This is a genomic window from Bacteroides sp. NSJ-48 (genome assembly GCF_014287405.1).
Lineage (GTDB): Bacteria > Bacteroidota > Bacteroidia > Bacteroidales > Bacteroidaceae > Bacteroides > Bacteroides stercoris.
Genome location: NZ_JACOOD010000038.1, coordinates 19,755 through 42,770, shown reverse-complemented (window position 1 = coordinate 42,770; position 23,016 = coordinate 19,755). Strand labels below are relative to the sequence as shown.

Here is a 23,016-nt window from a genome sequence, read left to right as displayed (position 1 = left end):
GGATAGAATTATGTGAGAAAGCACCGAAAAATGGCAATAAGAATGGCATATGAAGTGGTCATGTCCTATCATCTTCATATGCCATCTTATTTTTTAGGGACATTTACTGAATATCCCTATCAGAGGACTGTATAACAAGACATGCCGGATGCGTGCCCGCTGCTCGGGAGTAAATTGGTCGGAATAGCTGATTGCGTAATCCATGATGTTGTGTGAGACAAAGGTTTCGCCTGTCAGGCAGTTCTCACGGTTCACCAAATTGGCAAATGTGAAGTTTTCCGGTTCATTCACCGCGATATATGCGTAATTCATATCATATTCTTCCTTATTGTAGGTGGGAGTATCTGTGCAATAGTCGGTATCTTCACAACTGTTTCCTCTTTCTGTTTCGGAGAATACATGGTGTAATCCTAAATAATGCCCTAATTCATGAGCCAACGTAACGGTAATGTCTGCTGGTTTGTATATGGTTCCCTTACTTTCTTCGTTGATGAACAGACTGTTGATGGACACACAATAGGGAAAGGGCAAGTCCTTCAGTTCTAATCGGGATACATTGATTTCACTGAGGCCTGCCAGACTGTTCGCCCCTTTTGCGGTAAACGGCAGATGGGATATTCCTAATGTCGTTGTATTGCTGCCGGGCTCATTGGCAAAGTTGTAGACCATTATATTGATATATCTGTTGGGGTCCCATACATATCTTACATACCCTTTTCCCGTAGTTTTGTTTATATCATCATTCATAAAGACATCGCAATCTATCGGATAGCTGCCCGGCCATGAAATGTATTCCACTCCCGGCTGGTCCATCTTTTCTCCATCTGGATTTACGGTGGCGAGTGTAAAAGTAAGGTTCATGTCTGCACTTTGCATGCTCTTCTTATAAAGCCGGTTTACTGCGTTCAATATTTCAGATAAGCGGTTGGGGCTGACATACTGTAGCGGGGCGGACTTGTCTTGGTAAAGCACATGAAAGATCACCGGCAGATTATAGTGATATTGTTCTATGGGTGTATATCCAGCCGCTTGAGTGATTTCTATTTTCCTGCTCATCTTGGTGGCTGGTGATGCGACTGTTACTGTAACTTTTCTTTCTTTACTGTCGGGGTTGGCTTCTATTTGCAGGGTCAATGCCTGATTTCCGAAGCCTTTGCTTGGAGTGACGTTGCACCATTGTGCCGTTTTGGATATTTGCCACTCCACATCGCTTGTTACGGCAACCGTCGATGTGGCTCCGTCGCCATCGACATTGCTGAATGACGATTCGGAGAGTTCCAAATAATTAGTTTCATTATCTTCGCAACCATATAAAATAAAACTTGATATAACGGCTGCAATTAAGACTTGTATCTTCATGAATTTATAGATTGATTTTATACAAAACATGTTTTACAAAGATAATGTTTGCCAATTTGTCTAATCAGATAATGTATTGCACCTCTTTAAATAAATATTCCCGTTCCTTGCCGTTCTCGTCTTCCAGGACAAAACGTCCGTCTTGTTCCACACGCAGCAGGCGGGCAGAGAATTTGCCGCCGGCATCTTCGTAAGGGTGAAAACCTCTGCGGCGGAATAGGGAGCGGGCATAACGGGCGGTTATTTCAGCGGTATAAGTACCGCTGTCTTCCGTTTGCAAACCGTTGTAGTAGATTTGTACCCTTTTCAGTATGTGCGATAGAAGCTCATAGCGGTCGTGTTCCTGACCGGTAATTTGTTTCAGCGATACCGGATTGGGGGCATCACTGTGAAACTCATTCTGATTGATATTGATTCCGATGCCGGAAATGCTGCGTCCGATGAAGTGTCCGGATAGGTCGTTCTCTATCAGTATGCCGCATATTTTCTTGTCTCTCCAGTAAATGTCATTCGGCCACTTTATCGTAATTTCGTCCGACCATCTGTCCAGCTCTTCCTTAATGGAAAGAGACACGATTTGTGATAGGATAAACTGGCGGCGCGCTTCCAGAAAAGTAGGATAGAGGACAAAGCTGAAAAGCAGGTTCTTGCCTCTTTCCGCTTCCCAGGTATTGCCGCGCTGGCCTTTGCCGGCTGTTTGAAATTCGGCTGTAACTGTAGTCAGTTCGGCAACGGATTCTTGCAACTCATTACATAACTGGCTGATGTACCGGTTGGTTGAGTCGGTTTCATCCAACGCTATCAGCGGATAAGGAAACGTTTCAGGGCAGGGCTTCATACTCATTGCGCATTTTTTTAGTGAATTTCTTTATTACTTCTTCGTAGGAGTGGTCTATCAGATGCTTTATCAGTTTGTCATCTGCATCACTGTCCAGGAGCACCTGGTTCCAATACTTCTTGTTGAAGTGCCAGGCTCCTTCAACGGCATTGTAGCGGTCGCGCAATTCCAGCGCGTATTCCGGGTCGCATTTCATGGTGATGCGGTCGGGAGTGTTGAGATTGATGCATAAAAACATCTTTCCCATTACCCGGATAACGAGGAAATCCTCACCGAAAGGAGTATCTTCGGTTGCGGCCTTTTTACTGAGGCAATATTCGCGGGCGGTTTCTATATTCATTGTATTCAGGGGTTAGGGTTCTTTTAAAACACAGGCGGGTAAAATGCTTCTTTGATGTGCTCTATCTCGAAAGCACCGGCATCGCCCACCGCTGTAATGATGTCGAAGCGCACGGGGGCGTCAATGCGGAAATGTTTTACGTAAGCATCGGCTGCTATGACAATGCGGCGTATTTTCTGCCAGTTGACGGCATCTTGCGGCTTGATGTATTCCGTGTTACTTCGGGTTTTTACTTCTACAATAATCAATCCGTTGTCCTTGGTGGCAACAATGTCCAGTTCCAAACGGTTTTTCCGCCAGTTCCGGTCGCGTATCACATATCCGTTATGTTCCAGATAAGCCGCAACCGCATCTTCTCCGGCTTTTCCCAGAGCATTATGTATTGCCATAGTACAATTTTCTTTCTTTCAGTACAAAAATACGTTTTTTGTTCGAAAGTGGAAATATTTGTTCCTGTATATTCTCAAAGAGCTATAAATTAATCATATATTGAGGTGCTAAACTTCAAACTTGAAATTAGAGCATTCATTTCTTTTCGTACTTATAACCAAATATTGTAACCTTACTTGGTATTGTTATTGAAATAAGATTTATACAGTTACATGTTTAATTATTGCGGTTTCTTCTTTGGCATTTAATCTGGTACAGTTGCGTTGTTTATGTTTGTGTCGGCTATGTAATATAGACAAAAGAATATGTAACATAATAATTGCCTTGATATTTTATAACGATTTACATTTGCAGTTGGTATGATATTTATTGTTATTGATAGATCATATTTGAACACAACATGAAGAAGGAAAGAGAGAACTTAGAACTACTATTGATATGTATGGTTATAGGTATCATAGCGGCTTGTATTACCGGATATTTCTTGTATGAGAATAAAAAGGAATATTGGGAGGTGCAGGCTCGTGATACTTTTGATGAGGCTTTGACGGAAGAGATGCAGAAGCGAAGTGGAATGGAAGTGTTTTTTTGTACAGAAGGAAATATTCATATGCCAGTTGATAAGAAGAAAGAACCAATAACAGTTTTTATGGAAACTGAGTATGGTAAAAAGAACTTTGTTATTCCCTATGAAAAGCATACCCATAATATAATTCGGTCCTCAGATCAGAGAATGTTATATACATATTTGTTATATAAAGATCCTTTGAAGGCTGATTCTTTGAATATGATTTGGAGCGATTTATTGGCAAAAGTGAAATTTCCTGGCAAGACAATAGTGCGTGTATCTGTAACAGACTGGTGGGAACATGAAACTAACGCATACTCGAATGATTTATCCTATTTATCAAAATCGGATAGTCTCGTATCTTGTTATTTAGGATATAGGTGCGAGGTTGGTGTGACTGGATTTACATATTCTGCTTGGTGGAAGGTTCTTACCTTGAAAGATAAGATTTTATTAGGTGCTTTGGTCGTTGCCTCTCTTTTGTTATTCTTTGTTCAGGAGTTTATGATTCGGATTTACCGCCGTTTATTTATCAAAGAAATACCTGTGATTGCCATGGATAAAAGTCAATCGCATATTTATCAGTTGGAAGATGATTGTTTCTTTGACGCAGGCTCTATGAATTTAAAGAGCTCTGCTGTTAATGTGAAATTAACTCCTCTGCCAGCCACATTATTACAAGGCTTTTTGGACGCCCAAGATAACAAACTATCCATTAATGAAATTATGATGTTATTGTGGCCGGATGGTACAGGTACATCTGAAAGGGTACATACTACTATTAGAAGATTGCGTAAATATTTGTCTGAAATTGATTGGGTAGTAGAAATTGGTAATTCTGCTTATCAATTAAAAAATTGCCATTCCATCGAAGAAAAGCTTGAGAAATAGAGCTTGGTGTGTAGGTTGACAATATCTGACATGATAAAAATGAACGTTTGTCAGACTTTGTCAGTCAATTAATTTCTAATTATCTTTTGTTGCCGCTACATTTAACACATCATTTAGAAAAAGAATTTATTAACGTGAAAAACATAACAAGCATGAAAAAGAAAGTATTGCTTATCAGCTTATTTTTGGTAGCAACAGTAGTTGCATCTTTTCAATTTAGTTCAGAAAAAGAAAATTTGCAGAGTTTAATGTTGGAGAATATAGATGCTTTGGCATCCGATGAATGGGGGGGAACTCCTCGTTGTATTGGGTCCGGTTCTGTGGATTGTCCGATTGCTAATGTAAAAGTCTATGCTGTAGGAGGGCCTTATAGTCTTGAAGAATCCTATTAACATATTACTCCTATTTGTTTTACTGGCTGCATGTACTTCAGTACCTGCCGGTAAAGGTATCTCTTATTCTGATTTTCCGAAAACGGTTAAGTTGGAGGGGCAGGTAATCCTGTTAGATACGGCTGTTTTCCGCTATCCTTTTCGCATACGGATACAAGGTGGCAGGGCAGTAGTGCTTGATTTGCATGGTACAGATCATTTTTTTCAGATATTCACTTATCCCGATGGGAACTATCTTACCTCTTATGGAAAGCGTGGTGATTCATCGGTTGATATGCTCTCTGCCGAAAACTTTCGATGGAATGGGCATAAATTGTGGATGTTGGATGCTAATAAAAGCGAATTAACAGGGGTTGTTTTCTCTGAATCCGGTGACTCACTGCTTCGTAAGGAAGCGGTGACACTGGACAAAGAAATCCTTCGTGCTTTGGATTTTGTACAGTACGATGATTCCACCTTTATTATTCCTGATTACTCGGGAAATAATCGTTTCTGTTTTTTCAATCGTAAAGGGGAACTGCTTCGTAAGTTCGGTAATATCCCTACAGCTAAAGAAGAGGCTTTGGAACGTTCTCGCCCTGCATTGGCGCAGGCATGGCGTAGCTTTATTGATTATAATCCTAAAAATGGTGTGTTGGCTACTGCCACTCAATTGGGGGAAGTTCTTGAAATCTATAATTTGAAGGACAGTACACAGGTGGTACGCATCGGTCCGCATAACGAACCGGAGTTCAAAGTTTCCCAAGGGTATGGTATTCCTGTCGGTATAATGGGCTTTAGTGATATACAAGTGACTGACCAAGCTATTTATACGGTTTTCCACGGACGTACCTTTAGGGAATTGTCACAGCAGCCCAGGGGTAAAGAAATTGATGGCGGACAATATATTTATGTATTTAGTCTAAAAGGAGAACCTCTAATGAGATATGTCTTAGATCGTTATATCTATGGAATTTCAGTAGATGAGGAGCGGGGCGTTATTACAGCTACGGATGTAAATAGTGATGAACCGATTGTGGAATTTAAGATGTAATGGTTTTATAAAAAGATTATATAACTGAAAAAGGAACAGATTTGAATGTTTGTTGGAGCAAGCTATTCCATCCGTTCCATAACCCGCTAAAGAAAGGAGGTCGTGGCAAAGATATAACTAAGAATTGAATGTAGCAAGCTATTTGCTTTACTGCTGAAATGATAGATGCAGAAATTAATTTATAGATAATCATAAATGAAAAACAAAATGAAAAAAGTAGTAAAATTGGCTTTTGTTGCAGCATTTGTAGCAGTTGCTGGATATGGAGTTTATGCTAATCAAACATCAGATGCAATGTCTGATTTGGCTTTGGCTAATGTAGAAGCCTTGGCAATGGATGAGTATCCCGGCCCCGACCCTATTGATCCTAATAAAGCTTATGGCTATCAGTTGCAAAATTGTTATGATAAAAGTAATCCGCCCAGAGTAATAGGTGCTACTTGTGTACAAGTGGAAGATAGAGAGGCAGACTGTCTTTATAGTAGTTGCTGGGGTAAGTGTTAATTAATATAGAGATTGTATTGTGAAAATGTAGCAATACAATCTTTATTATACAAAAATAGTAAACATGAGAGTTTGTAAAGTTTTAAATATGTTATTGTTTGCTGTGCTTATAATATCTTGTACAGAACTTAAAACTACGTCCAAATGGGAGCCGAATTTACAAAACGAAGCAGTAGACAGTATTGGATATTCTTTGTTTGTGGACTCTATTGAGTATGTTTATTTAGAAACAAATGATAGTTGTTTGATTAGAAGTATTACTGACATGGCAGTAAATAATAATCGTTTGTTTGTATTTGATGAACCGCAACAAACTATATGGGTTTTTAATCGTGAAGGCAAATATATAAATAAAATATGTAAGAAAGGTAGCGGTCCGGGTGAGTACTCTCAAATTTATCAATTTGAATATGATCAAAGAAATAATCAGATAGTTATTTTATCTTCTTGGGAACGTAAACTGTTGTTTTATACTCCTGATGGTGATTACTTAAATACGATTGAACTGAATCTTAAAATGAAAGATTTCAAGATATGTCCTCAAGGAGGTTTTATTCTATCGAATTCGGGAATTGATAAGACGACTGCCGGCATTTATTATGTGAATGCCCAAGGTAAAGAAGAAAAATTATTGGTCGGTAGGCAAAACAACCATTTAGTTTATATTACTCCTCTTTGGGAATTATGTTCTTATGGGGATGTAATTTGTTTTATGGCTCCTAATTTCAATAATGCGGTCTATCATTATGAAAATCAACAACTATCCTTAGAATATCCCTTTCGGATGAAACCGGATCTGAAACATGACTACAAAGAAACAGTTTCTTTACAGCGTTTTGAAGATTTTATTCGTACCTTTTATTTGGAAGGCGAGAAATGGATTTATGCTGGCTATTGGTCGTCTGTTGATGATACGCGAGCATTTCTCTATTCTAAAGAAAAAGGTGAGTATTGGATAGGTAAGTTTATGGTGAATGATTTGGATGATAAAGGAACCGGAACGACAACCTCTTTCAGTGATAATAATATGTTCGTAACTTATATGAATAATGATAATCCGGACGAGAACCCGGTTATTGGTATTTTGCATCTGAAATAATACAGTTGATAAGGAATGTAGCTTGATGAATATTATATAAAAATGTTGAATGTATTATTTGTTGTAGTAATATTTACAGTAATTGCAAGAATAAGATAACCGATTGATACAGTTATTAAAAGGAACAATGAAAAATGATAATCTTATTTTTATTGCTTTTTTCATTTAAGAAATAGATGATTGTTTTATAAATAATTTTAGTAATGTAATGAAAAGATTTGTTTTCATACTTTTCATATTTTCATTGTTTTCTTGTAAAGAAACAAAGAAAGAAAATATATCCCATTTAGTGAAAGAATGGAATAATAAAAAAATTGTTTATCCTGATATAATGCATTTTACGGTATTAGGTGCTGACACGAACTTTTTATTCAAAAGTGAATATCGGATTATTACTTATGTGGACTCGGCTGGTTGCACGAGTTGTAAGTTAAAATTAGAATGGTGGAAAAAGTTCATTAGTCAGTTGGATACTATTGGAAACTTACCTGTTTTATTCTTTTTACATCCCAAAAACAGGAAGGAACTTAATTATATCTTGAAACGTGACAACTTCAATTATCCTGTTTGTATTGATGAAAACGATTCCTTGAATAAGTTAAATCATTTTCCATCAGACTTGATGTTTCAAACTTTTTTGTTGGATAAGGATAATAGAGTTCTTGCTATTGGTAATCCTATTCATAATCCTAAAGTAAAAGAGCTTTATTTAAAAATAATTCAAGGAGAGAAAGTAGAGAAAGACAAGGGAACTGAGGTGATAAATACTAAAGTCACTATAGATAAAACTTCTATTTCTTTGGGTCGCTTTAATTGGCAAAAAGAGCAGAAAGTAACTTTTACATTGAAAAATACGGGAAATAAGCCATTGGTGGTGCAGGATATAAATACTTCTTGTGGCTGTACTTCTGTTTCTTATTCTAAAGAACCTGTACAACCGGGTGGAGAATTGAAATTAGAAGTGACATATACAGCTGAACATCCGGAGCATTTTAATAAAACTATAATGGTGTATTGTAACATGGAATCTTCGCCATTGGTTTTGAAAATTATGGGAGATGCAGAATAGCACTTGTTCCATCTAAAAAATGGAGGTAATAAAGCTTGTTTTACAAATTAGTGGTATCTGACATGACGAAAATTAGTGTTTGTCAGACTTTGTCAGTCGATTAATTTTTATATATCCTTTGTTGCCGCTATTTTTGATACGTCGTTATAAAATGAAATCACTCAAAGAATTATTACGGTTACGGATGTAAATAGTGATGAGCCGATTGTGGAATTTAAGATGTAATGGCTTTTATAAAACGATTATATAACTGAAAAAGGAACAGATGTTGAATGTTTGTTGGAGCAAGCTATTCCATCTGTTCCATAACCCGCTAAAGAAAGGAGGTCGTGGCAAAGATATAACTAAGAATTGAATGTAGCAAGGATATTTGCTTTACTGCTGAAAGGATAGATGCAGAAATTAATTTATAGATAATCATTAATGAAGAACATAATGAAAAAAGTAATAAAATTGGCTTTTGTTGCAGCATTTGTTGCAGTTGCAGGATATGGAGTTTATGCTAATCAAACATCAAATGCTATGTCAGATTTGGCTTTAGCTAATGTAGAAGCATTGGCTCAAGGTGAAAGTGGAGGTGGAGGAAGTTATTGTTGTGCACCATATAGCATTGTTTGCTATTATGTTTTGGGTGGAGGTGTTGTCTATGGACTGAAACTTCCTTTGCCTTGCTAAGAGGATTTGTTTGAAATCTAATTCCATGTCATTCATGACACTATAATAATATGAAATGAGTGTTTTGCGTGATTCCAAACCTTTAGGTTCCGACTTTAATTCGGATTATATTAAGCATAACTATGTTAAAGTGAAAGTGATGGCATGGAATTGGAGATTATATATAAAATAGAAACTATATGAATAAAATGAGTAGATTCTTTTTGGGGGTATTGTGCATAGGTTTCTTGGGTGCCTGCAATAATAAACCATCCCAAACAATTGAGGAATTATTTCCTGAAACAGTTTCTTTGAATCAAAGAAAAGAATGTCTGATCAGTGAGGATTCTTTGGGACGTGTAGAAGGTATTGCATGTGATGAAGAAAATCTGGTTGTTTTTGATACACGTTCTAATCAATGTTTCACGTTGTTTGATCAATCATCTGGTAGGCAGATTGCTCGTTTCGGGAATATAGGACAAGGTCCCTTGGAAGTTTTGTTTGGTAGTAGTGGCTATTTAGGAAAAAAATGTCTTATAGCCTATAATGACCAAAGCAAAATAGTAATGAAATATAACCTTGACTCTTTACGATGCGGTGTGATCGATGGCGCTCCTATTCGATTAACAAAGCATAATATATCGAATGCGCTAATATCAAGGCTTATTCCTATTGATGATTCTACATTTGTAGCAGGAGGAACGTATAAAACACATTATCAGCATTTAATATTTGATTCTTATGGTCGTGTGTTGGATTATGGTATAGATGTTTATAATGCTGCCGATAGCAGTTTCAATACTGAAACTAGATTCCTTTCCAATCAAGGCTATATGGCAAAACATCCATATAAAAACAAGTTTGCCTATTCTGTAAATTTTTCTTCTAACTTGGACTTTTTTGAAGTAGTCAACAATAAAATTGAACTCAAGAGATCTTTGCGTTTGGGGAACCCAGCGTGCGAATCTTTGGTTGAGAATGGTGGACAATTATTCAGTGCGCGTCCAACCAAAGAAAGTATTCATGGTTTCATTGAAGTGTGTGCGACACCTAAGTATCTGTATGCTCTATATTCTGATGGAAAAATTTATGAGGTTCAAAGAAAATCGAAAACTGTATTTGTCTTTGATTGGGATGGTAATCCTATAAAAGAGCTTCTACTTGATACGGATGTGTTCCATATTGCTGTAAATGAAAAAGAACAAAATCTGTTTGCGGTCGTAAAAAATGAAGACGGTGGTTTTAATGTCATATGTTATGTATTATGAATATCATAGCAGTATACGAATTGAATAAGCATATTTCTGTAGTGATGAAAAGTAGAAAAAAAGTGGCAATATACATTGTGGTATCATTGATTCTGTTTTCCTCATGTCAGAACGGAATAAAGAATGTTGAACAATTGGTGAGAGAATGGGAGGGTAAAGAAATACAATTTCCTCCTAATTCGGTGTTTACTGTTCAGGGGAAAGACACGATAGAATATATGGGAAATAGTAGTAGTTATAAGATAGTGACATATGTTGACTCTATAGGCTGCACTAGTTGTAAATTGCAATTGTTGAGTTGGGAAGAATTTATACATAGAGTGGATTCTGTAAGTTATGGTAAAGTGTCATTCCTTTTTTACTTTCATCCTAAAGATAAGTCTGAATTACGTTTAATATTTCGTCGTGATAATTTTGAATATCCTGTTTGCCTGGATGAGAATGATTGTTTTAATAAGCTAAATCATTTTCCTTCAGATATGATGTTTCAAACTTTTCTATTAGACAGAGATAATAAAGTACTTGCTATTGGTAATCCTGTTCATAATTTTAAAGTGAAAGAACTCTATCTGAAGATTATTCAAGGCGAGATATCAGGACAAACGAAAGAAGCCGAAGCGATAATGACCGAAGTCGCTATAGATAAAACTTCTATTTCTTTAGGTCGTTTTAATTGGCAAAAAGAGCAAAAGGCAACTTTTACATTGAAAAATACGGGAAATAGACCTTTGGCAGTGCAGGATGTGGATACTTCTTGTGGCTGTACTTCTGTTTCTTATTCTAAAGAGCCGGTTCAACCGGGTAGAGAACTGAATTTGGAGGTGACATATAAGGCTGAACATCCGGAGCATTTTAATAAAACTATAACGGTGTATTGCAATACAGAATCCTCACCATTGATTTTGAAGATTATGGGAGATGCGGAATAGAATGATGATTATATCCTAATGAAATGAAAAATACCATTGTATGAATAAATTGTATGTATGCTTGGCTTTGTTACTGATATTGTTTAGTTCCTGTCATTTTATGAACGACGCAGAGGTAAACGCTACAATGTGTAATCCCCTTCCGTTAAACTATGATTTTACGGTAGAAGAAGGGGTATCAAGGCGTGACGGAGCGCATCCTTGTGTCGTTTTGTTTCGGGATGTATATTATCTTTTTATGTCTAATATACAAGGGTATTATAAATCGGATGATTTACTGCATTGGACTTTGGTAACTACCAATTTGCCAACTACTGGCAATGCTCCTGCCGCAGTAGAGATGGACGGGCAGCTTTATCTTACTTTCTCCGGTGCAACGGGTACATTTTATCGCACTGCCATGCCTGAATCGGGACAATGGGAGGTGGCTACAAATAGTTTCCCTTATGATGTGGCAGAACCGTCACTTTTCTATGATGAGGGACGTTTGTTCTTGTATTCCGGGTCAGGAAATAAAGTATCTCTGACCGGCATAGAGATTGACCCGAAAACTTTTCTTCCGCTTACACAAACTATACCTCTGATAACAAACTGCAAGCAGACGAATGGTTGGGAAGTGGCTGGCGACTATCATGAATGGAAAACTCTCAGTTCGTGGATAGAGGGTACATGGATGACGAAGCGTGACGGCAGATATTACCTGCAATATGCGTCTTCGGGCATTCAGTATACAGGTTCCAATCAAGGAGTGTATGTTGCCGATAACCCTGTAGGACCATTTGTCTTGGCTACCCACAATCCGTTTGTTTATAAGCCCGAAGGTTTCACTAAGGGAGCCGGGAACGGATGCCTGTTCCAGGACAGGTATGGGAATGATTGGTATATGGGTACAACGGGCGTGTCGGTCAGGCATATTTTTGAAAGAAGAATTGTACTACATCCTGTTTTCTTTGATAAAGACAGTTTGATGTATGCTTATACAGGCTTTGGAGATTATCCCATGTCTATGCCAACAAAAAAGATCAATTCTCCCGAAGAATTGGCTACCGGATGGATGCTGCTGTCTTATCGCAAGTTGGTGCGTGTATCGTCCGAGCAAAGAAAACATCCGGCCTGTTGTGCTGTAGACGAGAGCATACGTTCGTGGTGGAGTGCAGAAACTGGAGATACCGGGGAGTTTTTATCTCTGGATTTGGGGGAAGTTTGCGAGGTTCGTGCTATTCAGATAAACTTTGCCGATGAAGATGCGCAACTTTCAGGCAGTGTCTCCGATACTTATCAATATCATTTGGAAACGTCTACTGATGGGAAGAAATGGAAGCCGGTGGGAGAAAAGTCGTTGCGAATTACTGATACACCGCATGACTATGTTGTGTTGGAGAAACCTTTGGCAAGCCGCTATTTGCGTATCACAAACGTGCACGTACCTGCCGGGAAGTTTTCTGTTTCGGGGTTTCGTGTTTTTGGTAAAGCGGATAAGCCTGCACCAAGTATGGTGGACTCATGGCATGGATTGCGTGATATAAATGATCGTCGTAATGCTACTTTAAGATGGAATAATGTGGAGGATGCCGTAGGTTATAACATCCGTTATGGAATATCACCGGATAAGCTATACCATAATTATATAGTGTATGGAGACAACGAGATAATTATCAAGGGACTGCATGCCGAATGGGAGTACTATTTCGCGATAGATAGTTTCAATGAGGGAGGTATTACCCGAGGAGAGAAGGTTGAGAAGGTTTTATAAATTTAGGTTCCTAAAATATCAGACGATAAAATATGAGAAAGCTTATTATATATGGAGTGCTGCTACTGCTCTTGGCAAGTTGTCGAAAAGAGTGTTTTATCTCTGCGACTGATGTGCTGGAACAAAATCCTCGGTTGGAGGAGGTATTGGAGGCTTGTGGCGATGACTCCTTGAAGCGGCAGGCTGCTTTATTTCTCTTGGAGAATCTTCCGTATTATTATTCGTATGAGAGAAGTACCGCATTGGATGCACATCTCAAGACTTATGAACTGTATGGAACGGGGAAGTATTCGTTGGAAGAAGTGCAGGATTCTGTTAGGAAGTTATATGGTAATACAAATCTTGCCGGATTGCGTTTAGTGTCCGATGTAAAGATAAAGCCCGATTTGTTGATTGACCATCTGGATTGGGCTTTCAAAGTATGGCGTGAGCAGCCATGGGGAAAAAATGTTTCGTTCCGTGATTTTTGTGAATATATCTTGCCCTATCGTATCAAGGATGAACCATTAAAGGCGTGGCGTGAGGAAATTTATAAAAAATACAATCCGATGCTGGATGCCGTGAGGAAACTGCCGGAAGCGGAAGATCCTCTCTTTGTGGCGCGTGTACTGCTGGATTCTGTTTCAAGGGAAGACTCTCATTTCAATGCATCATTGGGTTATGGACCTCATGTAGGGCCGGACTTGGTGAAATGGGTGTCAGGTAATTGTCGTGAACTGACGGACAGACTTATCTACATTTTTCGCGCTGTAGGTATTCCTTGCGGGTGCGACTACATGCCGCTTCGAGGAGAACTAAACGTAGCACATTATTGGAACTTTGTACAGGACAAGTACGGGGATTCTTATTATATGTATGAGAAAAGGGCAATAGAACCTGTACGTACTTTCTTTGGGGCAAGGTCAAAGATTTACCGGCAGACTTTCAGCCTGAATCGTGATATGCAGGCAGGCAAAAGGGGAAAACCGGAAGATGTATGGCCTGGTTTCCGTTATCCTTGTTCACAGGATGTCACTCGTTTGTACAGCGGTAAGAATACCTATGATTTTGTGATTCCTGTGGAAAAATGTTTTCGTGCAATAGCTTCTGATGAAGTGGTTTATCTTTGCGCTTCTACTCGTTTGGACTGGCAGCCTGTGGCATGGACTTATCCTTCGGAGGAAGGGATGATATTTAAAGAAGTGGCCGGTGGAGTAGTGCTTATGCTGGCTGTTTATGAGTCCGGCAGGCTTGTGCCTGTTTCCGAGCCTTTCGAATTAAACAAGGAGACCGGAGGCATACACTATTTTAAGGTTTCCGATAAGCAGGAAGAGGTCTGTTTGCTTAACAAATATAATCAGTTGTATGAACTTTTCCCTCAACACATGGTGGGGGGAGTCTTTGAAGGTAGCAACAGCCGTGATTTCAGCGTGAAGGATACATTGTTTGTCATCAATCAAAATCCGCTGCGCTTACATAATGTGGTTGTGTTAAGGGGGATGAAGCCTTATCGGTATGTTCGCTATTATGGCCCTGAGAATAGTTACTGTGATGTATCCGAAGTGGCATTTTACGAAACAGCGAAAGATACTTGTGCTCTGCAAGGAAAGCCGATGGGAACTTCTAATGCACCCGATGGTGACCTTACACACGATTATACAAATGTTTTTGATGGCGATCATTGTACTTCTTTCCGCTATCGTTTGTCGTCAGGCGGATGGGCAGGGCTTGATCTGGGTTGTCCGTATCGGATAGGAAAGATTGTATTTACTCCTCGTAATCGGGATAACTATATCTATAAAGGTGAAACCTATGAGCTGTTTTATTCTTCGCAAGGCGAATGGAACTCGGCAGGAACCCAGGTAGCAGTTTCCGATTCACTTCTTTATACTGTTCCTAAAGGAGCTTTATTTTACTTGAAGAACTATACAAGAGGGAAAGATGAGCGGATTTTTGAATATGATGAAGGGATACAGCGATATTGGTAATACTGCCGATGTGCTGAAAAAAGAATAGATATGAAAATGAAAGAACGACAACAAATAGTTCGTTGGGTAAGCAGATTGATAAACTTATTTTTCTACTTGTGTTTACTGGTTGCTATTTATATAGTGATGCAGGTGTTTGTTGTGACCTCTTTCAGTATACCATCGGACTCAATGTCGCCTTCTATGTTGGCGGGTGATTGTGTATTGGTGGATAAATGTTCGGGCGGGGCAAGGATATTCAATGTATTGAAGGCATTGGATAGTAAGGATGTGAATATCTACCGTATGCCGGGATGGAGAAACTTTAAAAGAAATGATGTGTTGGTTTTTAATTTCCCATATAAGGCAGAGCGTTGGGACAGTATTGCATTTGATGTAATGAAATACTATGTGAAACGCTGTGTTGCTTTGCCGGGAGATACATTGGAGATCAGAAACGGATATTATAAACTACGTGGGGTAAGCGGAGAAATCGGAAGCCTGATTGCCCAACAGCGGATTGCCGCTTTACCGGATAGCGGAACGAATGTTGTGATACCATGCTTCCCGTGGAGCGATGAGTTGAAATGGACTATCAAAGAATTCGGTCCTCTGCCGGTTCCTGCTAAAGGGCAGGTTGTAAAGATGAATTCTTTATCATACACCCTCTATAGGCAGTTAATAAACTGGGAACAAAAACAACTGTCACGAATAAACGAAGCCGGTGAGATATTATTGGGTGATAGTGTGGTACGGGAATACTGTTTTCAAGAGAACTACTATTTTATGGCAGGGGACAATGCTTATAATTCGCAAGATTCCCGTTACTGGGGGATGTTACCCGAAAGTTTTATAGTAGGCAGGGCTGTAAGAGTTTGGAAATCTGTAAATCCTGATACCGATGAAATAAGGTGGAATCGGATTTTGAGGAAAATAGAATGATATTCATGGCTTAAATTTAGTTGAAATATAAAGGAGATATGAAACATATATTATTTTCAGCAGTATGCTCTTGGAGCTTGTATATCTTTTGTGGGTGTTCTTCTCATAGAGTATGTGATTGTATGAGTACAATACAAGTGGACTTGTCACATCTTCAAGAACATTTGAATCTTTCATCGTTCATTAAAGATGTGAATGCAATAAAATTGGAGTTACCTGAACCTTATTTTTTTGGTGTAATAACTAATGTTTTGTTTACGGACTCAACTCTATTCGTGGTTGATAAAAAGCAAGGCAGTATTTTTCGCTTTACAAAAGATGGATTGTTCTTAAACAAGATAGGTAGTAGAGGAGAAGCGCCGGGCGAATTCTTTAGTCTGCATCATGTATGTGTAGATGATGAATATGTTTATGTGAGTGATATAAATGTGCGAAAAGTACACTATTATATGCATGATGGAACATTTGTAAAATCATTGGCTTTCTCCTTTGATTTAGTTTATGACGATTTTGAAATATTGCCTGACGGGAAATTTTTGTGCCATGACATACAGGGAAGGAAAGGGGAAAGTAAAATTTGGGTGATGAGTGAGAAGGGAGAGAAAGAGCAAACTCTTTTATATCATGATGCTGTTTTTCCATTTAGTTATACTGATTGGAGTACGATTACTTTTCGACGGAGAGATAATCAGATAGAGGTTTTAGACCCTATTACATGTAGTTTATACGCGATTGATTCTCGAACAAGGAAAATAGAAAAAATTCAATGTCTGGTTTCAGATAAGAAAGGATTAAACTCTTATAAAGATGTGGAGAACTTGATGGATGTGCAGGATGAATATGCTTGTCCTTCTTTCGTCGTAAATACAGAGAATTATCTTTATTCGATTTGGACTATTTCAGAATCTCCAGGATTGTATTCTCTCTATGAAAAAAGTCGGAATAAGAGCTGCTCATTTGAAAGACAGGAAATGGACATTGCAGAATATTCGATATATCCACTTCCTGTATCAACCAATCTTCCTGATGTTTTGATAGCAATATCAACCGATGAATATCCTTCGGAATATTTTCCGGAAGCATTAAGAAATGATATATCGGAACGAATGGCAGTTGTGTATAAAATGAATTTCAAATAGTGGCAGATAGTAATCTCGAATATTTATACCGTATGTGATGGAGATAAAAAGCTATATAGCCTTTGGCTTTCAGTGGGTCGCAGTAATGGCGTTGCTGTCATTAGTACTTGTCGTGCATCCTGAACTTCCCGCCGATGAAACGATCGGGCAGTGGGTATGGTTTGACAAAGCGGCTATCATAGCAAGCGTCTGTATTTTATTGTCAATCCTATTGGGCAAGAGGGCGTTGAAGCTGACTACTACTGTGACGTGGGCCTTAATAGTCCTTGGAGGTATAGAGGCTATATGGGGATTACGTCAACTTTATGGATTTACCGCTTCCGGACATTCACGGTATGCGCTGACTGGTTCTTTCTTTAATCCCGGACCATATTCAGGCTATTTGGCACTGATACTTCCGCTTTGTTTCTATCAATACCTTTCCTTGCACAACAGTCGTTTGCTTAAGACATGGTGGGTAAAGAATATGGTTGCAGGCAGTGTGATGCTGCTCATTCTTTGTGTGCTTCCTGCGGGTATGAGCCGTTCGGCTTGGTTGGCGGCGGGATTTTCTTGTTTGTGGGTATATGCCTGTCATGTCGGTTGGGGAGTTTGGTTACGTGAGGTGTGGATACACCATCGGAAACGTTTGTTTACGGCTATAGCTGTGGGAGTAGGTATCATGGTATTGGCTGGCTACTTGCTGTTCTCGTTAAAGCCGGATTCGGCAAGAGGACGTTTGTTTATGTGGAAGATTACTTGCCGGGCTATTATGGAGAAACCGTTGGCCGGACATGGAACGGATAACTTTGCAGTGGCTTATGGGAAGGCTCAGGAGGATTATTTTGCAACAGGCAATTATGAGCCGTGGGAAGAACGTGTGGCAGGAAGTCCGGAATATGCTTTTAATGAATACTTGCAGGCAGCGGTGGAGTGGGGAGTTCCTTTGACCTTTTGCGGATTGGCTGCTATTGTTATTTGTCTATATATAGGAATTAAGAAAAGTCGGTATGGCATTTGCGGAGCAATTCTTTCTTTACTGATTTTTTCTTTTTCTTCTTATCCGCTGCAACTTCCGGTATTTATTATTACATTTATTGCGTTGCTTCTGGCCTGTGTTTGTGGGAATAGCCGTTGGGAATGGATAGGGTTGGCAATATTGACAGTAGCAGTCGGTGGTTTTCGCTTAAAGAACGATCTTCGTATTGAACAGGCTTGTAGAGAATGGATGAACGTCAGGGTACTTTATAAGGCAGGAGCGTATGAAAGTGGTGAAAGGGAATATGTCTCCCTTTATCCATTGTTGAAAGAATGTGCTGCTTTCTTGTTTGAATATGGGCATGGATTGCATAAACTGCGGAGAGCAGAAGCGTCTAACAGGATAATGAGAGAGGCCTTGAGGCGAAGTTGCGATCCTATGATACTAAATATAATGGGAAAAAATTATCAACAAAAGGGAGATTATCTGGCGGCAGAGGAGTGCTTTATCCGTTCTACCCGTCGTCTGCCGGGGCGAATATATCCTTATTATCTGCTGGCTAAACTTTATGCAGAACCTGCATTTAGACAACCGGACAAGTTTGAGAAGATGAAGCGTATTGTGTTGACGAAGGAACCGAAAGTACAATCTACGGCTATAAAAGAGATGAGGGAAGAATTAAATAAAATACTTATATACTGATATGAAGACACATTATCATAAAGCATTGTTATGCACGACATTGTTATTGCTGACCGCTTGTTCCGGCAATAAGAACGAGGAAGTTAACGACGAAGGGGTGGCCACCGTTTTACCCACCACCGACAACGAAGTGACGGTAGAAGTACTGAAACAGCGTGCTTTCAACCATGAGTTGGTAAGTAACGGCAAGATAGTTGCCGGCGGACAGGCTGACTTACGTTTCGAGACGTCCGGTGTTATTGCCCGTATTTACGTAAAGAACGGTGAGAAGGTGTTCAAGGGGCAGAAATTGGCTGAACTGGATAAATTCCGCTTGTCTAATCGTACTGCCCAAGCCAAAGATGCGCTTGAAAAGTCCAAACTCGAATTGCAGGATGTGCTGATAGGTCAAGGTTATCCAGCGGATGATTCTTCCAAAGTACCTGCAGATATCATGAAGCTTGCCCGCGTGAAAAGCGGATATGACCAGAGCCTTTCTCAGTATGAGTTAGCTCAATATGAGGAAGAGCATGCTACGTTGACGGCACCTTTCGATGGTGTGATTGCCAACCTTTTCTCCAAGCCTTTTAATGCTGCCAATACTTCGGAGGTCTTCTGTACCGTTGTGGGTACAAATGGCATGGAGGCGGATTTCACTGTGCTTGAAAGTGAACTGTCTTTGATACAGTCCGGTGATCGCGTATTTATCAGTCCTTATTCGGATGCTGCGTCCCGTTACGAGGGAGTCGTTACGCAAATCAATCCGTTGGTGGACGAGAAGGGTATGGTGAAGGTCAAGGCGTCGGTAAACGGCAAGGGCAGACTGTTCAGTGGTATGAATGTACGTGTAAATGTGTTCCGTTCGCTGGACAAACAATTTGTTATCCCCAAGAGTGCCGTTGTGTTGCGTTCGGGCAGACAGGTAGTTTTTACCTTGAAGAATGGGCAGGCCAAGTGGAACTATGTCCAAACGGGATTGGAGAATGCAGAGGAATATACCTTGGTGGGGGCATCTCAAACCGATGAGATTGCGGAAGGCGACACGGTTATTGTGACGGGGAACGTGAATCTGGCGCATGAGGCTCCGGTGAAGGTGGTTGATAAAGGTGATAAAGTGAAAAGGTGATAAAGACGGTGATGTGATAACTTGTAATTGATAACTTATGGTGGATTTCCTTATACGACGGCCTATAGCTGTGCTGATGGCATTTACAGCATGCTTTATCGTTGGGATGGTGACTTATTTCACGTTGCCTGTCTCCTTGTTGCCCGATATTGCTATTCCTGAGATTACCGTTCAGGTAGCCGTACCCAATACATCGGCACGGGAACTGGAAAATACAGTGGTGAAGCCTCTGCGACAACAACTTATACAAGTGGGTAAGTTGAAGGATATGGACAGTCAGACACGTGACGGAGCGGGTATTATCCGCTTGAAATTTGATTTCGGTACGAATACGGATTTAGCCTTTATTGAGGTGAATGAAAAGATTGATGCCGCGATGAACTATCTTCCTAAGGATACTGAACGTCCCAAAGTAGTGAAAGCGAGTGCTACGGATATTCCCGTATTCTACTTGAACCTGACGCTGAAGAATGATAGCGCATACAGCCGTGGGGATGACCGTGCTTTTCTTGAATTGTGCAGTTTTGCAGAAAACGTCATCAAGCGCCGTATCGAACAGCTGACCGAGGTGGCGATGGTGGATGTTACCGGTATAGTGGAGCAGCAATTGCAGATTGTGCCCGATGCGGATAAATTGGCTGTATTGGGATTGTCGCTTTCGGATATGGAAAACGTGTTGGCAGACAACAATGTGGAGCCTGGCAGTATGACGGTACGGGATGGCTATTACGAGTATAATATCAAATTCTCTACTTTACTGCGTACCCGGGAGGATGTGGAGAACATCCTTTTGCGTAAAGGGGAACGAATAATCCGCTTGGGTGACTTCTGCAAGATAGCCATTGTCCCTGCTAAAGAGACCGGTGTATCTATGAGTAATGGGAAGCGTGCCGTGACACTTGCCGTCATCAAGCAGGCGGATGAGAATATGGATGATATGAAACAGGCTATTATCGGTACCATGAATTACTTCCGGAAGGTGTATCCGGATATTGAATTCAGCGTCAGCCGTAATCAGACTGAACTTTTGGACTATACAATATCTAACCTGCAACAGAATCTTTCATTGGGCTTTCTTTTTATCTGTATTGTTGCTGTTCTTTTTCTGGGTGATATCAAGTCACCGTTTATTATCGGACTTAGTATGACAGTCTCCATTGTCATCTGTTTTCTTTTTTTCTATTTGTTCAAGATGTCGCTTAATATTATCTCCTTGTCAGGACTTATTTTGGCACTGGGTATGATGATTGACAGCAGCATCATTGTGACGGAGAATATTTCCCAGTACCGTGAACGGGGCTACTCGCTCAGACGGGCCTGTGTGACGGGGACGAGCGAGGTGATTACGCCCATGCTTAGTTCATCGCTGACTACCATAGCTGTTTTTGTTCCCTTGATTTTTATGAGCGGTATTGCCGGTGCTCTTTTTTACGATCAGGCATTTTCCGTGACGGTGGGACTGATGGTATCCTATTTTACGGGTATCATGTTGCTGCCGGTACTCTATATGCTGGTTTACCGTACCGGATTGCGCAGTCGTTCATGGTTTTCCCGCATCCGTATCAGCAATCCTTTGAAAGAACATACCTTGGACCGCTTTTATGATGCGGGGGTAGATTGGGTATTTGCCCATAAGACCGTGAGCGTTGCTTTTTGTATTCTTTCCGTCCCGCTTTGCGTATTCCTTTTCTATTTTATCGGTAAGGAACGTATGCCGGATATAGACCAGAACGAACTCATAGCCCGTGTGGAGTGGAACGAAAACATTCATGTAGATGAGAATCGTAGGCGGGTGGATGCCTTGTTCAGTGATTTTGAGCAGCAAACAATCGAACAGACAGCGGCTGTGGGGCAACAGGATTATCTGCTGAATCGTGAGCGTGCACTGTCTTCTTCAGAAGCCGAACTGTATTTCAAAACGGGCAGTCCGCGCGAAATAGAAGCTTTGCAGCAAAAGGTGAATCAACGCCTGAAGGCGGAATATCCTTTGGCAGTCGTCTCCTTTTCCCCACCGGAAACAGTGTTTGAGAAACTGTTCGTAACCGGAGAGGCTGACATCGTGGCGGAACTTTATGCTCGTAACAAGGAGAAAGCACCCGTTGCGGAGGAATTGCGGGAATTGGAGAATCACATTGCCCGATTAACGGGAACTGCCCCTACCGGCATCGCTTTTGAAAATCAGTTGAATATAAGTGTACAGAATGAAAAGCTGCTATTATATAATGTCTCTTACGATGATTTGTACCGGGTACTGAAAACAGCCTTCAAAGAGAATAGTGTGGCTATGCTCCATTCTTACCAGCAATATCTGCCTATCAGTATTGCGGGGGAGGAACGTACGGTGAATGATGTGTTACGGCAGACATTGATACCGACTCGTGCTGATGGTAAAGGAACGGTTGAATATATTCCGCTTCGCGATTTGGTGAAGGTTACCCCCGCCGAGGATTTGAAAACAATTACTGCAGGACGTAATGGGGAGTACATTCCTTTCTGTTTTTATGAGACCGATGACGCTGAGTTATTGATGACGAAAGTGAGACGAATTATTGAGGAGACCGGAGACTGGGAAACTGCTTTTTCCGGTAGTTTCTTTTCCAATCGGGAGATGCTGGACGAACTGGTGGTGATTCTCTTTATTTCCATCCTGTTGATGTACTTTATTCTTGCCGCCCAGTTCGAGAGTTTTGTACAGCCTCTGATTGTATTGCTTGAAATTCCGATAGACGTGGCATTCGCTCTGTTATTGTTGTGGATGTGCGGGCATACGCTTAATCTGATGTCAGCCATTGGATTGATAGTGACTTGCGGTATCATAATCAATGACTCCATCTTGAAACTGGATGCTATCAACGAATTGAGAAAAACAGGGATGCCATTGCTGGAAGCTATCCATGAAGCAGGGCGCAGAAGGCTTCGTCCTATCATCATGACTTCGCTGACTACCATATTTGCTATGGTGCCTTTGTTGTTCTCTTTCGATATGGGTTCGGAGTTGCAAAAACCGTTGTCTGTCGCTATGATTGGAGCTATGTTTGTCGGAACTCTGGTCAGCCTTTTTATCATTCCGTTGATATATTGGTTTATTTATAGGAATAAGGAAGTGGTTAAGTAGTCAAGTTGAATAGCTTAGAAGA

General features: G+C 40.2%; 20 protein-coding genes. 16 read left to right on the top strand and 4 right to left on the bottom strand.

From position 1 onward, the window contains the following. Nucleotides 1-93: 93 nt before the first annotated feature. From H8S52_RS15350 to H8S52_RS15335, 4 genes are all read right to left on the bottom strand, one after another. A complete protein-coding gene (locus tag H8S52_RS15350; protein ID WP_255470094.1) occupies nucleotides 94-1,359 on the bottom strand; it encodes a zinc-dependent metalloproteinase lipoprotein in 1,266 nt (421 codons plus the stop codon). 64 nt (nucleotides 1,360-1,423) lie between these two features. After that, nucleotides 1,424-2,197 carry a biotin--[acetyl-CoA-carboxylase] ligase gene (locus H8S52_RS15345; protein ID WP_186910165.1) on the bottom strand — a complete coding sequence of 258 codons (774 nt, stop codon included), beginning with the start codon at nucleotides 2,195-2,197 and terminating at the stop codon, nucleotides 1,424-1,426. After that, nucleotides 2,181-2,537, bottom strand: a complete 357-nt coding sequence (locus H8S52_RS15340) for an MmcQ/YjbR family DNA-binding protein (protein ID WP_005657644.1) — start codon at nucleotides 2,535-2,537, stop codon at nucleotides 2,181-2,183. Before H8S52_RS15340 ends, H8S52_RS15345 begins: the two co-directional genes overlap by 17 nt. Before the next feature lie 23 nt (nucleotides 2,538-2,560). Continuing rightward, nucleotides 2,561-2,926 (bottom strand): YraN family protein, encoded by a 366-nt coding sequence (locus tag H8S52_RS15335; RefSeq protein ID WP_117856958.1) that lies wholly within the window; start codon nucleotides 2,924-2,926, stop codon nucleotides 2,561-2,563. Between the two features lie 401 nt (nucleotides 2,927-3,327). Here H8S52_RS15335 and H8S52_RS15330 point away from each other — a divergent pair, with 401 nt between their 5' ends. The 16 genes from H8S52_RS15330 (at nucleotide 3,328) to H8S52_RS15255 (ending at nucleotide 22,994) form a co-directional block, all read left to right on the top strand. Then, nucleotides 3,328-4,386 carry a helix-turn-helix domain-containing protein gene (locus tag H8S52_RS15330; protein WP_186910160.1) on the top strand — a complete coding sequence of 353 codons (1,059 nt, stop codon included), beginning with the start codon at nucleotides 3,328-3,330 and terminating at the stop codon, nucleotides 4,384-4,386. A gap of 152 nt (nucleotides 4,387-4,538) precedes the next feature. Further along, nucleotides 4,539-4,778: an NVEALA domain-containing protein gene (locus H8S52_RS15325; RefSeq protein ID WP_186910159.1), complete on the top strand. Its 240-nt coding sequence runs from the start codon at nucleotides 4,539-4,541 to the stop codon at nucleotides 4,776-4,778. Further along, on the top strand, nucleotides 4,762-5,811 hold the full coding sequence (locus H8S52_RS15320; RefSeq protein ID WP_186910158.1) for a BF3164 family lipoprotein: 1,050 nt from the start codon (nucleotides 4,762-4,764) through the stop codon (nucleotides 5,809-5,811). The genes H8S52_RS15325 and H8S52_RS15320 overlap by 17 nt, the downstream gene beginning before the upstream one ends. A 207-nt stretch (nucleotides 5,812-6,018) precedes the next feature. Continuing rightward, complete coding sequence (locus H8S52_RS15315; RefSeq protein WP_186910157.1) at nucleotides 6,019-6,315, top strand: NVEALA domain-containing protein; 297 nt, start codon at nucleotides 6,019-6,021, stop codon at nucleotides 6,313-6,315. A 64-nt stretch (nucleotides 6,316-6,379) separates the two neighbouring features. Then, the gene (locus H8S52_RS15310; RefSeq protein ID WP_117742552.1) at nucleotides 6,380-7,414 is read left to right on the top strand and encodes a 6-bladed beta-propeller; all 1,035 of its coding nucleotides are present in this window, start codon (nucleotides 6,380-6,382) and stop codon (nucleotides 7,412-7,414) included. A 208-nt stretch (nucleotides 7,415-7,622) separates the two neighbouring features. Continuing rightward, complete coding sequence (locus H8S52_RS15305) at nucleotides 7,623-8,483, top strand: DUF1573 domain-containing protein (protein WP_186910156.1); 861 nt, start codon at nucleotides 7,623-7,625, stop codon at nucleotides 8,481-8,483. 435 nt (nucleotides 8,484-8,918) lie between these two features. Further along, nucleotides 8,919-9,158, top strand: a complete 240-nt coding sequence (locus tag H8S52_RS15300; protein ID WP_186910155.1) for an NVEALA domain-containing protein — start codon at nucleotides 8,919-8,921, stop codon at nucleotides 9,156-9,158. Nucleotides 9,159-9,337: 179 nt separating this feature from the next. Then, nucleotides 9,338-10,405 carry a BF3164 family lipoprotein gene (locus H8S52_RS15295; protein WP_186910154.1) on the top strand — a complete coding sequence of 356 codons (1,068 nt, stop codon included), beginning with the start codon at nucleotides 9,338-9,340 and terminating at the stop codon, nucleotides 10,403-10,405. Nucleotides 10,406-10,449: 44 nt separating this feature from the next. Then, on the top strand, nucleotides 10,450-11,334 hold the full coding sequence (locus tag H8S52_RS15290; RefSeq protein WP_186910164.1) for a DUF1573 domain-containing protein: 885 nt from the start codon (nucleotides 10,450-10,452) through the stop codon (nucleotides 11,332-11,334). 40 nt (nucleotides 11,335-11,374) lie between these two features. Next, a complete protein-coding gene (locus H8S52_RS15285) occupies nucleotides 11,375-13,087 on the top strand; it encodes a family 43 glycosylhydrolase (protein WP_186910153.1) in 1,713 nt (570 codons plus the stop codon). A gap of 32 nt (nucleotides 13,088-13,119) precedes the next feature. Then, nucleotides 13,120-15,054 (top strand): hypothetical protein, encoded by a 1,935-nt coding sequence (locus H8S52_RS15280; protein WP_186910152.1) that lies wholly within the window; start codon nucleotides 13,120-13,122, stop codon nucleotides 15,052-15,054. A 36-nt stretch (nucleotides 15,055-15,090) separates the two neighbouring features. Next, on the top strand, nucleotides 15,091-15,975 hold the full coding sequence (lepB, locus tag H8S52_RS15275) for a signal peptidase I (protein ID WP_186910163.1): 885 nt from the start codon (nucleotides 15,091-15,093) through the stop codon (nucleotides 15,973-15,975). Nucleotides 15,976-16,097: 122 nt separating this feature from the next. After that, on the top strand, nucleotides 16,098-17,114 hold the full coding sequence (locus H8S52_RS15270) for a 6-bladed beta-propeller (protein ID WP_186910151.1): 1,017 nt from the start codon (nucleotides 16,098-16,100) through the stop codon (nucleotides 17,112-17,114). 37 nt (nucleotides 17,115-17,151) lie between these two features. Then, the gene (locus tag H8S52_RS15265) at nucleotides 17,152-18,774 is read left to right on the top strand and encodes an O-antigen ligase family protein (protein WP_186910162.1); all 1,623 of its coding nucleotides are present in this window, start codon (nucleotides 17,152-17,154) and stop codon (nucleotides 18,772-18,774) included. Nucleotide 18,775: 1 nt separating this feature from the next. Beyond that, entirely contained in the window at nucleotides 18,776-19,879 is a 1,104-nt protein-coding gene (locus H8S52_RS15260; protein ID WP_186910150.1) for an efflux RND transporter periplasmic adaptor subunit, read from the top strand. A gap of 37 nt (nucleotides 19,880-19,916) precedes the next feature. Next, nucleotides 19,917-22,994, top strand: coding sequence for an efflux RND transporter permease subunit (locus tag H8S52_RS15255; protein WP_186910149.1), 3,078 nt, complete (start codon nucleotides 19,917-19,919; stop codon nucleotides 22,992-22,994). Nucleotides 22,995-23,016: the final 22 nt, after the last annotated feature.

Coding starts and splice junctions, on each gene's coding strand:
- H8S52_RS15315 (WP_186910157.1), top strand. CDS start 6,019: ATGAAAAAAGTAGTAAAATTGGCTTTTGTTGCAGCATTTGTAGCAGTT.
- H8S52_RS15290 (WP_186910164.1), top strand. CDS start 10,450: ATGAAAAGTAGAAAAAAAGTGGCAATATACATTGTGGTATCATTGATT.
- H8S52_RS15260 (WP_186910150.1), top strand. CDS start 18,776: ATGAAGACACATTATCATAAAGCATTGTTATGCACGACATTGTTATTG.
- H8S52_RS15280 (WP_186910152.1), top strand. CDS start 13,120: ATGAGAAAGCTTATTATATATGGAGTGCTGCTACTGCTCTTGGCAAGT.
- H8S52_RS15255 (WP_186910149.1), top strand. CDS start 19,917: ATGGTGGATTTCCTTATACGACGGCCTATAGCTGTGCTGATGGCATTT.
- H8S52_RS15265 (WP_186910162.1), top strand. CDS start 17,152: ATGGAGATAAAAAGCTATATAGCCTTTGGCTTTCAGTGGGTCGCAGTA.
- H8S52_RS15270 (WP_186910151.1), top strand. CDS start 16,098: ATGAGTACAATACAAGTGGACTTGTCACATCTTCAAGAACATTTGAAT.
- H8S52_RS15325 (WP_186910159.1), top strand. CDS start 4,539: ATGAAAAAGAAAGTATTGCTTATCAGCTTATTTTTGGTAGCAACAGTA.
- H8S52_RS15310 (WP_117742552.1), top strand. CDS start 6,380: ATGAGAGTTTGTAAAGTTTTAAATATGTTATTGTTTGCTGTGCTTATA.
- lepB (WP_186910163.1), top strand. CDS start 15,091: ATGAAAGAACGACAACAAATAGTTCGTTGGGTAAGCAGATTGATAAAC.
- H8S52_RS15330 (WP_186910160.1), top strand. CDS start 3,328: ATGAAGAAGGAAAGAGAGAACTTAGAACTACTATTGATATGTATGGTT.
- H8S52_RS15350 (WP_255470094.1), bottom strand. CDS start 1,359: ATGAAGATACAAGTCTTAATTGCAGCCGTTATATCAAGTTTTATTTTA.
- H8S52_RS15345 (WP_186910165.1), bottom strand. CDS start 2,197: ATGAAGCCCTGCCCTGAAACGTTTCCTTATCCGCTGATAGCGTTGGAT.
- H8S52_RS15335 (WP_117856958.1), bottom strand. CDS start 2,926: ATGGCAATACATAATGCTCTGGGAAAAGCCGGAGAAGATGCGGTTGCG.
- H8S52_RS15340 (WP_005657644.1), bottom strand. CDS start 2,537: ATGAATATAGAAACCGCCCGCGAATATTGCCTCAGTAAAAAGGCCGCA.
- H8S52_RS15300 (WP_186910155.1), top strand. CDS start 8,919: ATGAAAAAAGTAATAAAATTGGCTTTTGTTGCAGCATTTGTTGCAGTT.
- H8S52_RS15295 (WP_186910154.1), top strand. CDS start 9,338: ATGAATAAAATGAGTAGATTCTTTTTGGGGGTATTGTGCATAGGTTTC.
- H8S52_RS15305 (WP_186910156.1), top strand. CDS start 7,623: ATGAAAAGATTTGTTTTCATACTTTTCATATTTTCATTGTTTTCTTGT.
- H8S52_RS15285 (WP_186910153.1), top strand. CDS start 11,375: ATGAATAAATTGTATGTATGCTTGGCTTTGTTACTGATATTGTTTAGT.